Consider the following 14,602-nt stretch of genomic DNA (forward strand, 5'->3'; position numbering starts at 1 on the left):
GGTATTAGCGGTTAATCGTCATGTATCGTACAAACTTGCGTCCATCGCTCAAATTAATCACGTAGTAGTACGTTCCGTCGGGTAGGCCGTTCGAATCCGAACTGACTGCAATACCCGAATTAGGCTTACCATCCCAATCGTTGTGGTAATCGGCGTTGGCGTACACCAGATGACCCCAGCGGTTGTAAACATCCAGACTAACAGTCAGGCCAGCGGTTCCACGAATCACGAACAGATCGTTGATACCATCACCGTTTGGCGAGAAACCTTCTGGGATGAAGATAGCCAAATACGTTGGTGGCAGATTCAGCGCCGTTGCTTCGCGTTCGTTCGAATCGGTTGGGTTTCCATTTCCATTCAGGTCAGGATTCAAACCACTCGTCGACACATCACTAACCGTACCTGTTTTAGCGATTGCCTGCGCATACGCTGAGTTCAGGAACGTTGTTGTGCTACCGTTCGAAGCGATATTCACCACTACCTGAATCGTATCGACTTTACCCGCTGCCAGCTTGCTGGTGCTGTCGCCCAGAACGATTACGGGGTCATTGCCACCGTCGAAGTTCGGGTTCAGTTTCAGCGCACTACCTGTTGAGGTAATAATCGGTGCACTAACCACTCGGTAGGTCGATCCTGTCTGGTTGTTGAAGACCTTCGACAGCGTATCGCTCACGCTCACATTTTTCAGCGGATCTGGACCGTAGGCTTTCACCACAATCTGATACGTTACGTTAAAGCTACCATCTGCCTGACGAACCGTATCACGAACCGACATAGCGACACCAATATACGACGTAGACGAGAGACTGTTCAACACAATCGGAGTCGACTGACTGTTGTTGCGTGGATCCAGGTCATTATCTGGGTCATCATTGGTACCAGCAGTTGATACATCTTCTACCACCTCATCTGTCGGCGTTAAGGCCGATGCCAGCGCCGTGTTATAGAAGGTAAGCGAATCGGCACTCTTCACATCCACACGAACGGTGAAGTTCAGGGTTGCTTTTGCACCTACCGCCAGCGTACTCGCCGAATCAACCAGCATGTTGGTGATCAGACCCTGACCCGAGTAAGTTGGATCAACACTAATCGTACCCGTACCGCTAACTGAAATCTGATTGCTGACAATCAGCGCACCATGTCCGAAGGCTTGGGAGAGGTTATCTACTACCTGAACCTTCTTGAGGGCTACTTTACCCAGGTTGCTCAGAATAATTGTGTACGGTATGTCGTAGACACCTTCAGAAACCAGCGTTGGTGTACCAACCGATTTAGCTACCCCAAGCAAGCCTTTCGGCAGATCGAAGCGAACTGTTGTCGATACAGAGCCTGTTGGGTTTGGATCGATTCCATTGTTGGATATATCCAGAACCGACTGACTTCCATCGAGGGTAGTACCCGTAGCGGTTGCTGTGGAGTAGAACGGACCGTTGTTTCCATTGGTCTTCACATTCACAACGAACACCACTGTATCCTGTGCACCGGCCGCTAATGTGCTGGCGGTACCGAGAATATTGGGTTGTGTATTACCATCGAAGCCTGCGTTAGCTACTAAGGTACTACCAGCGCCTACTATCGGCGCCCCTACTACACTGTACGAAGCAGGCGAGGCAAATACCTTACTCAGGCTATCCGTCACACTTACATTCTTCAGATCCACATCACCGAAGTTCTTGATCGTCGCTTTGTAGGTGACGTTGTACGAACTATCTGGTAGCTGCTCTATTTTAACAACCGCCAGCGCCAGGCCAATACTTGGTCCTTGTGGCTGTGCAGCGTTCAGTGTGAAGCTGGCAGCACTGGTGTTGTTTGTCGGATCGCCATCGTTATCCGGGTCAGCATCACCACCGCTCGTGGAGATGTCGGATACGGTTGTCAGGCTATTGAAGGCCGTTACAATACCGTAGTTATTGAACGACTTAGTCGAATCACCCGCAGTCCGTTTCACCGTCACATCCAATACGATCCGTTCTGAATGACCTGGCGTGATATAGCTAGTAGAGTCAAGCATGATACTGTTGCTACCCGTTCCGGTAAAGGCCGGATTCAGTTTCAACGAGGAGCTAACACCTGGCAACGTCACTTTCGCATCGATCACCGTGTTTGGCGAGAATGCATAGGCCAGGTCATCTGCCACCTGCACATGCTTCAGTGTGTCATCACCAAAGTTCGTTACTACAAATTGGTACGAGACTTTGATGAGCGAATCACCTATTGCTTTCGGTGTTCCGAGTACGGCTTTAGCTAAACCAATCAGACTGTGCTTTTGAGCCGATGTGTCTTTCACCGTTACACTCGAGCTGTTGTTAGCCAGGTTGGTGTCTTGGTTGTCGAGATAAGTAATCTCGGCCTTGTTGACAACGTCCTGACCTTTTACCAGCAGCTTAGCAGCAAACACAATCTGTGTAGAAGCACCTGCTTTCAGGCTATCGATCGTTTGGGTAATCACGCCGTTCGATACCTTATAGGATGGTGATGATGCAGGCACCAGCTCCAGTCCTTTAGGTAGTACGTCACGAACATCGATGTTCTTCGCGGTGTGGGGTCCTGCGTTACTCACCGTAATGGTGTAGGTAACAGGCTCACCGTTTTTCACGAAGGCTGTGCTGACCGTTTTAGCGATACTAACATCGGTATTGAGTGTATCTGTAGCACAGTTGAACACCTTAACGACCACTTTAGATGGCTTGCTCACACAGCCCAGCGCGTTTTTCTCAACAATCCAGTAATTGCCTTCGCAAACTGAATCTGGACGAATCACGATGTTTGACGTGACGCACTCACAAATCCGATAGGTATACGTGCTACCTGGGTTTGTCGAAGAAAGAGCCGTTGTCAGGTCAACTATTTTCGACGGGCAGGTATTGCGCAGATTGTGTACCAGCGGAGGTAGAACAGGCTCACTAACCTTCACAACCACAGCATCCGATTTAACCGAGCTACAGCCTTTACCATCGTAAAGTTGAACGCTGTAGACTCCACTTTTCTTCACGACGATGCTCTGAGTTGTTTCGTTATCGCTCCATTTGTAACCCGAAGCACCAGCTGGTGCTTTCAGGGTTACTGAATCACCGTAGCAGAGGTTCAGGGCACCAACTACTGTCACAACAGGTGTCGACTTGATACCGTCGATGGTCAGCAGCATAGCATCCGTTGCCACTGGGCAGGCTGCGTTGTTTGTGCTTACCGATAAGGTCAGGGTTACTTTACCCGACAGTACGTCTTCGGCACTTGCTGTATAGATCGCATTCAATGCATACGAATTATCGAAGGTACCACTACCACTGGTGGTCCAGTGGGCGGTTTTACCCGCACCACCCATGACACCACTCAGTTGATAACTCTTCGCGGCACACACACTGGCGTCAGGGCCAGCGCTAGCCGTTGCCGGATTCTGTCCATCGCAAGGCGTTGGCTCCGTGCACGTCGTAATCTGCACATGAATGGCAACCGGCAGACCTACACAACCATTAACCGTCCGTTCAACAACGTAGTACGTTCCGGTACCAACGTGTGCTGGATCAGCTACTTTCGACGCACCACTTAGCGATGCATCTGTGTAGTATTCGAACAAACCACCCGTTGTTGCTGGGCTACCCGTGATCGCTTTAGACAGATCAGCAGTTGTAATCGGACATACATTGGTTATATCCGCTACCGTTGGCTGAGGCACTTTCGGCAGAACCGTCACTATAACGGGTTGCGATGGTACACTCTTACAAGCGTTCGAGTTGCAGCAGCGAGCCGTGAAGGTTGCTGAGCTGGCCAGCGATACCGTGATCGAGTTACCCACTTCATTGTTCGACCAGGTTACGTAACTGTTTGGCGAACATCCTTCAGCAACCAGGGTTACCGGTGTACCGAAGCAGAGTGTCGTGCTAGCTGAAGCGCCAATGATCGAAACCGTTGGAGCAGACGGTGCACCTACCTTGATGGTCGTATAAGCAGACCAGTCACCTTCGCATGTACCTACTTTACACTTTACGCGGTAGCTTACATCTGAGGTTGGGGTTACTGTCAGCGTGCTGCCTGTTGTTCCATCTGACCAGACATAATTACCACTTTCGCAGCCTGTAGCCGTCAGTGAAAGTACTTCGCTCACACAGATAGCTGACTTGTTGCTTACGATAATCGGGATAGTTGGTGCAGCGATGACAATGTGTACAGATGCCGATGGCTTGCTTGGGCAACCATCAATCTGACAGATTGCAGTCAATACCCGTTCGGTATAAACCGACGTTGAATAGACTGAACCATAAGGGCCATCTGACCAGATTACCGTACCATTTTCACAACCGGTAGCGGTGATCGACACAGGGCCACCCCAGCAAACCGTGAGCGATGAGCCAACCGACAGCGTTGGTGGTGCCACCACAGTTACGTTCACTTTCGCGCCTGTTTTATCCAGATCAGCACACTTCGTACCAATTAGTGCCAGTACATCGGCCGTTGTCGTGATGCCGGTGTGTACTGCAGACAGATCAAAGTAGTTCTTATCACCTGCGTTAGCGTTATAGACCAGCGTTTGGATGGTATATAATCCACCATCACTCCTGCCGTCTAAGTACGGTATGGTATTGATAGTGAAGCTTGGCGTGGTGCTGGTTTGCCGAATTACACCGCCTTTCGACAGCAGATACACGAGCGAATAACCACTTGGCTGAACGAGTCCACCATTAAGCGTTGCTCCGATCGTTACTGTGCCACTTGTACCACCACAAACCGTTCCGTTCACCGCTACCAGTGTGCCAGCTTTCGCTATGCAATCACCTGGGTTGATGATGATCGTAATCGACGGATCGCTCAGACACTCGCGGAACTGACACTGTGCATAGTAAGTCTGCGTACCTTCTGGTCGCACGACGATAGACGCACCTTTGTTATTTCCATTGATGTCATTAGCTGACCAGATTACGTTACCAGCACAACCTGTAGCTGTCAACGTAACCGTACCACCTGGCTCAACAGCTGTAGCCGATGCAGTAATCGTTGGAACCGCCATTGGGATTACCGTGATGGTATGCCCTTCTGTTGTTGCACTTTTGCAAACACCATCCTGACAGTATACTGTGTAGGCGGTCGTTACAGTTGGCGATACAACGATGCTCGTTGTCGTTTCGCCCGTGCTCCAGTGAGGAGTACCCTGGCAGTTTTTCACCGAGAACTTCACTTGCTCACCTGGGCAGATCGTATCGGCACTGCATAGGCAGCGAACAATAGTCGGCGTTGGCGTTGGAGTTACGTTGATATTGATCACATTCGACTTCCCGGTGCCGCACAGCGTACCACTAGTTGGTTTGCAGAGCGCATAGAACTCGTGGTTGCCAGTTGTTGCTGTTACAGAAACAATGGAACCAGTCTGACCATCCGACCATTTCACCGTACCCTCGCAACCCGTGGCTGTCAGCGAGACGATACCACCATCACAGATAGCCTGTGTCGACGCAGTGATCGTTGGGGCCGGAGCCGTAGAGGTATTGACCGTTACACGAACCTTGTTTGATGGTTCACTTTCACAAGAACCCTGTTTGCAGGTAGCGTAGTATTCTTTGGTCTCGGTTGGGTAAATGTTGATGCTGGCACCAACTTTATCAACACCATGCCATTGAATTGTACCGTTACAACCTGTAGCTGTTAGAGAGAGCAGGTCTCCGCTGCAAACGAGCGTCTTACTAACCTTAACAATCGGTGATTGTGGGGTTACCACTGCGACATTCACCGTATTCGATGGATCGCTCAGGCAGTTCCGGAACTTACATTGCGCGAAGTAGCTAATGTTAGCCGTTGGAGACACCGTGATGGTCGATCCAGTTTTACCTCCTACGTTCCAGTAGACAGTTCCGTTACAATCAGCAGCCGTCAGGGTAATTGAACCACCGGCACAGATTGTATCAGCACTGGCTGTTACAGTCGGAATAACCGGAGCCACAACCTTGATCGTGTACACCGCAGACGACTTGCTTACACAAGCTCCACTCTTGCAGTACACCGAGTAGCTATTATTACCAAGTGTTGGCGTAACAACGATGCTGGTTGTTGTAGCCGTGGTGCTATTCCATACGGGCGTACCCACACAGTTTTCAACTGTCAGCGTCAAGGCTTCACCTGGGCAGACAACTGTTGTGCTACAAACGATCGTTGGTGTTGGACTATCCGTATTCACATTGATCGTTTTCACCGCTGGGTTGCTTAGGCAGCTTGCCATCCGGCACTGAGCCGTGTAGGTCGTTTTGCCATAAGGCGTTACCACAATTGATGTACCCGTTTGCGCCTTATCAGACCATTCGATGATGCCACCCGCACAACCCGACGCCGTAAGCGTTACAGAAGTACCTGGGCAAACATTATCGGCACTAGCCGTGATCGTTGGTGCTTGTGGTTCTACGATCGTTACTGTGATTGGGTTCGATGCAGCACTTGTGCACTGACCAACTACGCAACTAGCCGTATAGGTCGTTGTTACCGTTGGGCTCGCAAAAATTGTCGAACCACGATGACCATCAGACCAGATCACGGTACCATCAGCACAACCTTTCGCACTTAGCGTAGTTGTTCCACCCTTGCAAATCTCGGTGATTGCACACACGATAGATGGTGGGTTAACAGCGCACGGATTAACCGGGATTGTAACCGATGAGGTATCGTTCTCTGTGTGATTCGGATCATTGTCCGGGCTTTTAACAATTGCCGTATTCTTAATCGAACCGGAACCAACGATGGTTGCTTCAACCAGGAGGTTACGATCTGAATTAGCGGTCATTGTACCGATTGACCAGATTCCAGTAGCCGGACTGAACTGACCAACAGGTGTTGAGCTTACGTATGTCAGCGATGCTGGCAGTAGTTCACTTACAGTCACACTAGTAGCCGTGATCGGGCCATTGTTTTTAACCGTGATAGCATACGTAATTTTCTGACCTACACTATATGGACCAGGCGTTACTACGGTTTTCACAATACCCAGATCAGCCAGGCATTTGCCAACGGTGATCGTCAGGGATGAGCGAGTGCTTACACAACCTGCCTCATTGAAGGCTTCAGCATAGTAGACAACAGAACCGGCTTTCGATGGCGTTATCACCAGTTTGCCTCCGCTTTGTGTTGTACCAATCAGCTTACCATCTTCGTCATACCAGTTGATTCTGGCACCCGGAGCAAAGCCAATCAGTTTCGTGCTGCTACCCTGGCAAACCAGTGTATCGTCGCAGGCCACATTTACAGGAGCATCTGGGCGCTTGCTGATCTGTGCAATCAGTGAGCTAGTTGCTGCCTGACACACCCCTTGTCCGTCTGGATCATTGGTCGTTGCTGTGATCAGGACACTGCCTGCTGTAATATCGGCAGCAGATGGGGTGTACGTCGATGTCAGGCTGGATGGGTTACTAAATACACCCGTACCATTTGACGACCAGGTTACACTCGTTGCTGAACCAGACAGTACCGCTTTGAGCGGGATAGCATCGTTAGAGCAGGACAATACGCCTGGGCCAACATTTACACCAGCTACGCTCTGGCAGCTGCAATCAACAATTTCAACAGTTAGTACCGTTGGGTTGCTGTAGCAATTACCCGATTTAGCGAACAGATAGTATTTACCAGCACCTACAGCCGTCAGGTTCGTTACCCGTGTAGCGTTCGAACGATTGATGCTCGTGTACCACTCGTAAATCAAACCAGTGCTGTGGTTTTCTACCTGAATTTTAGTCAGATCAACCGTTGTTGCTGGGCAGGTATTCTTCGTATTACCCAGGCAAATTGGCGTTGGTACCGTTGTAACCTCAATTACAACCGGCTTACGAGCGCTCTTACATCCATCTGGTGTAGTCACCTCAACATAGTAAACGGTTGTTGTTGTCGGTTTAACCGAAACTTCTTCACCGCTGCCAACAATGGCAAAGGCGGTTCCGTCATATGGCGTCAAGTACCAGCAAACTTTAGCTTGTGGGACAGGAGTCGTAGCAACTAGCTTAATTGAGTCGCCATTACAAATCGTTGCATCATTCGATACCACCAAATTATAGTTGGTTGGGCATGATGGATAGTAGCCAGCATCCAGATTTGGATTGAACTCGCCTGGGGCTAAGGTTACCGATTGAGTACGGCCCGTGATTGGATCCGCATCACTATCTAAAGAACCGTTGCCACCCTGATGAGATAACGTAGCCGTATATCCACTTGGGGCGGTGAAACCAACCGAGTAGCTCAGGCTACTGCCTGGGGTCAGACCTGTGAAGCTGTAGAAGCCAGTCGCATTCGTCACCGTTGTTGCCGAGGCTACTCCGTTTACATAAAGCGTAACCACAACACCCGCAATTGGGGTGTCTCCACCATCCTGAATACCGTTCTTATTATTGTCCGCAAAGACGTAATCGCCTAAACCAGCACCTGGAATGTAGAAGCCAGCATCCAAGTTTGGATTGAACTCGCCTGGAGCTAAGGTTACCGATTGAGTGCGGCCCGTGATCGGATCCGCATCACTATCTAAAGAACCATTGCCACCCTGATGAGATAACGTAGCCGTATATCCACTTGGGGCGGTGAAGCCTACCGAGTAGCTCAGGCTACTGCCTGGGGTCAGACCTGTGAAGCTGTAGAAGCCAGTCGCATTCGTCACCGTCGTTGCCGAGGCTACGCCATTTACATAAAGCGTTACAACAACACCCGCAATTGGGGTGTCTCCACCATCCTGAATACCGTTCTTATTGTTATCCGCGAAGACGTAATCGCCTAAACCAGCACCTGGAATGTAGAAGCCAGCGTCCAGGGTTGGGTTGAACTCACCTGGGGCTAACGTCACCGACTGGGTACGACCTGTAATCAGATCGGCATCACTGTCCAAGGCATCATCCGAACCCTGGTTAGCCAACGTGGCCGTGTAACCGCTTGGTGTCGTAAAGCCTACCGAGTAGCTCAGGCTGCTGCCTGGGGTCAGCCCCGTGAAGCTATAGAAGCCAGTGGCGTTGGTCACCGTCGTTGCTGAGGCTACGCCATTGGTATATAAGGTAACCAAGACGCCCGCAATTGGGGTGTCTCCGCCATCCTGAATACCGTTCTTATTATTATCGGCGAAAACGTAGTCACCCAAGCCAGCCGATGGGAGGTAGAACCCAGCATCTACTGTTGGGTTGTTTCGTGCAGTGCTGGATTCGGGCTGGCTCGTATCTATCATATATACGCCCGTAAAACCATTTAATCCAGCATCACTATCTAAGTCATCAGTCACACCCGCGGCATTTACCGATGTAGATTGATAGCCTGTTGGCGAAATAAATTTCACCACATACTTGCCATCTGTTAAGCTATCAAACAGGTATTTACCGCCACTAGCAGTAACGGTTGAGTCTAACTTAGTTGTACCGGTCTGATCGTACAGATAAACTTTAACGCCATCTATACCTGGCTCACCAGTTGTTTGTGCACCATCCTTATTAAGATCTTTCCATACATAATCGCCTAAACTACCATAAGGTCCCTGAATGACCTGAATGTCACAGCAGTTCGTAGCCGGACAACCACCACGGTAGGTTACGAACCGATAGGTGCCTGGGCTTTTGATCGTCAGGGAAAAATCGCTGTTGACCTCAGCTAGTGAAGTCGATACCGCCGATGTACTAATTGGCGTGTTGTCACGATACCAAACAATCTGGTCGTAGCCAGATGGGATCGTTACCGTATATTCGTCACCCACGTACCAGAGAATTGGTACCGAAAAACAAACAGCGTCGTAATCATCTTCTACCAGACTCTGATTATTCGGAATTGAATTCGCATCTGTCTGATCAGCTGCAATGACTTCAGCCGTATTAAACCAAACGCCCCGTTCTAAAACAGTCGCTTTTAAAACGACAACTGCCGAATCGCCCGGAGCAATAGAAGGAATAGTCCAGTTACCAACAGTAGCTGTTGCCGAACCCGTTGGCGTGTAGGTTCCCGTTCCGCGTGTAACAGTAGCAGATCCTGGTACGAACGCCACACCACCAACGGGCAACTTATCTTGTACAGATACATTCGTAGCCGTGGCCGTTGCCGTAAGAGCATTCGCTACAGTTACTGTATAGGTAACAATGTCACCAATGACTGGAGCCTGTGTACTGATACTCTTATGAAGGCTTAGGTTAATGGTTCCCTGCGCCTGTGCGTATACGGGTGAACCAACTAACCAAAGCAACAGAAGCGAGAATACAGACAACGCCCCTTTCAGGACGGGTCTCTTTGTGCCAGAAGCCGAATCGACAAATGAGGATAGCAACTGATAAAAGTTGCTTCTCATTGGCGGTTTCGACCTCACAGCGCCTAATCCTCCGCCCGAATCTGCGAGCAGAGCCGTTTCGTGAGGTGACTTGTTTAGTATAAATTGCTCATTCATTGGTCGTTGTGCAAAAAAATGATAGGCTTTTTTCTCGATATAAACAGGGTACCCGGGTGGCCCAGAATCGGGTATATCGGGCGGTTCCGGATCAAATCCTACCAAATCCTGGGTACTGCTCTTCATACGTCCGGGCTGAGCCAATAACAACGAGGAGGTAGAGGCTTCATCAGCCTCTACAGCTGCCTGAAATGGAAGAATTCCCCCATGAATCAGTCCCCAGATGTGGCTTATTATCCGTCCGGCAAAGCGAACTAGTTGATTACTCATGCCAATAGATTGGCGGACCTGCTCTGAAGAGGTGCGGCAAATCACAGGCTCAAGACGTTCTGTGTGTAGTGTAGACATTTCTTCCATCTGCAACTTAATTTGGGACGATCTCACAGTGCAAAACAGTCCTCTACAGAATATATAAATATTCTGACCAGCTGACCGCATATAAGTCACGGTAAGCTAATCGAGTGTAAAAGGGCTATTTTGCTTTCTAAAAATTAACTAAAACTATGCCAAATCACAGCCACTTTTTGGATCTTCTGCGCAATACGCATTAAAATGCTGTTTACTAGACACTTACCGCTAAGTAACTATTTTGCCACTGTGTTATTATAGCCATGAATGCACTTGATAGCATTAACCCAATAGGGAGTAGTTGAAGCGCCAAGTGGTTAGCGAAAACTATGCCAACTACATTGTATACAGCCTTGCTCTGTTTATTTATTTGTGTTGCAATCATTACAAAGAGACAGTTACAACAGCCATGGTGGCTTAGCTAGGCGATCAAAAAGAGGGAGAGTAGATCAATTTATGGAGGGACCTATAGCTTAAATAGCTACCTAAGCGGGCGAATATACTGTCCTGGTGCCTTACATTTAGTAGTAATTTACTTTTCGGCTACTATTAGTGCATAAAAAAGCCACTCTTTATGAGTGGCTTCGAACGTTCTATACTAGCGCTTATTTAGAAATCATAGCCAAGTGTCAGGTACGCAATTGGTTTCCCAACTGTTTTATCTTCAAGGCCCCAGGCGTAATCAAACTTAACAAAATAACCAAAAATCATAGTCCGTACGCCTGCTCCGTATCCAATCAGGAATGGATTCTTAAAGTTTGTTACGATTGCCCGGAATGGTATGCTTCCTCCACCAACAACCTCCGTATTCAGGCTATTTTGCTGACTAAAAGGCCCACTCCCCGTCCAGGCGGTGCCAATGTCGGTAAAGGCAACTAATTGAAGATTTCGCAGGAAATTCGAGGTTATATTACCCCGATACAGGTATCGCACCAACGGCAGGCGAAGCTCAGCGTTAAAGAGCATATAACTATTACCTGTCAGTTTGCCCTGCCGGAAACCGCGTAATGGAGCCGCAAAATCCAGGAAGAATACATCACGATAATCATAGGGAATTTCGTTGCGCATCGTGTTTGGAACCAGCAGCGGATTCGACGCAATCTGTTCTTTAGGATTGGGTCCAATCCAGTTTTCCATACCACCCAGTGTGCTCTTCTTGGGAGCGGATCCACCAGACTGGCTAAACGCGAAACGGGTAGCAAGAATCAGATCGCGATGGATTTTCTGATAATGCCTTAAATCGAGCGACAGGCGCCGGAACCCATCCGAAGAAGACCGTAAGCCTGCATATTCTTCAAATCGAAGTTTGGCTTTTGTACCCACCAGCATATTCATGCCGTTCACCTGTGTATTATCGAAAACGAATTCAGCCCGTAGACCAGCATAATCGGATACATGATCGGGCTCAGCAAACGAGGACAGATCGATCAGGCGCGTAAGGGCATAAAATGGAGAAGCCGTAAACCGACTATTGACGGAAATCGGATAGGAAGCCGATACGGCAAAGCGGTTGTATCGGTATTTCTGAAGCAGTCCAGCACCATCAACAAACAGCGTTTGGCGGTCAATTCGCGCGCCATAATCAATGCGATGTGTCAGGTTTGTGTATTCAGCAAACAGATCGCTATTACGCAATGTGTTGGTCAGGCTAATGAACCCACCGGCACGAAGCACATGATTTTCCAACAAATCGGTCAACGTCACTTCCTGTGCATAGCCAAAGCCCTTGATAGGATCAATACGCCAGTTTGAGGGAGCTTCGTTAATACCAAACGTACCTTTATAGTCAAATGGACCCCGGATTGTGATATTTTCCCGGCGACGATTTCGGGGCAATGTTGTTGTCAGGCCTGGCGAAACGCCTGCAGTTGTACGACGTTGACGATATTCGGCAGATTTTAGGACCTCGGGATCAAACTGATAGTTATCTGTATCTACCTCGCCGGGCTCAAGGGCCAGCCTTTTAGTTTGATCAGGTTGGCCAGCCTTGGTTTGATTGCGGCTAGCGGCACTCGTATCAGCCGTCACACGACCAGCTTGGCGGGCAGTGTCGCTTTTAACTTCTCCCGTACGGGCTGCATTCGCGCGAACTGTGCTTAGGCTTCGCTGGGTGGGAGGCACCTGCACCGATTGGTTTATATTCAGTTGCGAACGAAATCCTATGTATTCATCCCCGTTTTTTAAACTGCTATACACGAAGCCACCATTCGATGGCGTAAGGTCATATAAATGAATACTTTGGGGAAAAGCCGTTATTTGGGACAACGACTTGCTTTCTGTATTTAACCGGTACAGATTTCGAATGCCGTATACATCATTGAGGAAATAAACTGTTGTTTCACCTGCGGGGATAGGTTGCGTTGCGTGGGAAAGAGAATCCGTCAGCCGAACGACCGATAAATCCCGGGCGCTTCCCTCATGAGTGAACAGCGACATGTAATCACGAATCGTTCTGTATGATCCTTTATCGACACCCAATGTATCTTCTCTACGGTTCGAGCTAAAGACTACCTGGCGGGCTGTACGACCAATGAATGCCGGATATAAATCGTCGTACAAATCGTTGGTTAACTGCTGATAGGAGCCCCGGTTAATGCTATACAGAAACAGGTCATTCTGCCCTTTTCGTTCAGCGCTCAGAATCAGACTGCCCCCATCCTCCGAAGCATCCATCCAGATAACCTGGGATAATCCCGTCACCTTACGTTTAAATTCCCGCTTGGCTCGTTTCTCAAACCCGCTAAACTGATAGAGGTTTGTTTCACCCAGTTCATCGGTAATGATCAGTAGGTTGTTGTCTTTTTGCCAGGCTACTAATGGTGTACTGGTATGCGTTGCCTGACCATCGAGCCGATAGCCTCCTGATAAAATCGTCGACTTTTTATGATTGGCCGTATTGACAACCTCAACATGGAATTTGCCGTCTCGTAGAATCGTATAGGCGATAAACGCTTTATCAGGACTCAATTTCAGACTCACTAATGATGACTTATCGTCGGCAGAGCCTACTTTGAGCTGAAAATCGTCCGTGCCTTGTTGATACGACTGGGCTATACTACTGGCCATACCTGCGTAGTATTCTCGCCATTCACGCAAAAACCGACTGTAGGGCACACCCAGCGTACTGGAAATGCTGCTCTGCTCATTGCGGATTATACGTGTCAGGTTCAGGATATTTGACACATTGTCTCGACCATACCGCTGCACAATGTAATTCCAGATTGAATGGCCAACCCGTTCAGCCTCAGCACCAGCCAACAGGGACGGTTTTTTAACAGGACGCGTTAGCGAGACATCCCGCATATAATCATCCAGTTCCAGGCTATTCCCTTCGGCTATGTACGAGGCAATACCAGGCATGAACCAGTCTGGAAGAGTAAGTAGAAGTGAACTCTGAAGGGCATCTTTCAGGCTTCCTCCGTAGAGCATATCATACACAAACAGCATGGCGATGTCGTGTACAACTTGCCGACGGAAGCTGATCTGATCACCGGTGAACGCCAGTTCAACCCGCGATTTAGACAGGTTCTGTTCCCGACTACTCAGTCCACTCTGCGAATTAAGGCCAATGTTGCTCTGGGCAAGTTCGGCAGGTGAGTTAAAGAGGAAGACCTTAACCCGATTGTAAGGCGTATAACCAAGTAGCTCGGTAATTCGATCGAATTCCGATTCGGCATATTGTGCCGTCAGGTTAGCAAGCGGGCTGCCATCCTGATAATAGTAAATCTCGAAATTCGAGGTACGGATTATTTTCCACTCGAAGTTTCGATATTGAATCCGATTTTTCCCGAATCGCTCCAGCGACGGATAGTTTTGTGCCGAAGCCAGGCTCAATCCGCCCAGCCACAGAACTACTAACAGAATGTATTGATTTCGCATAACAAGACA

The 14,602-nt window shown here is 49.0% G+C and carries 2 protein-coding genes; both read right to left on the reverse strand.

All coding sequences use genetic code 11. From position 1 onward, the window contains the following. Positions 1-4 precede the first annotated feature (4 nt). Entirely contained in the window at positions 5-10,636 is a 10,632-nt protein-coding gene (locus tag EXU85_RS24990) for an SdrD B-like domain-containing protein (RefSeq protein WP_246859237.1), read from the reverse strand. Between the two features lie 687 nt (positions 10,637-11,323). Beyond that, entirely contained in the window at positions 11,324-14,593 is a 3,270-nt protein-coding gene (locus EXU85_RS24995; protein ID WP_142774699.1) for a hypothetical protein, read from the reverse strand. Between the last annotated feature and the right edge of the window lie 9 nt (positions 14,594-14,602).

Source organism: Spirosoma sp. KCTC 42546 (assembly GCF_006965485.1).
Classification (GTDB): domain Bacteria; phylum Bacteroidota; class Bacteroidia; order Cytophagales; family Spirosomataceae; genus Spirosoma.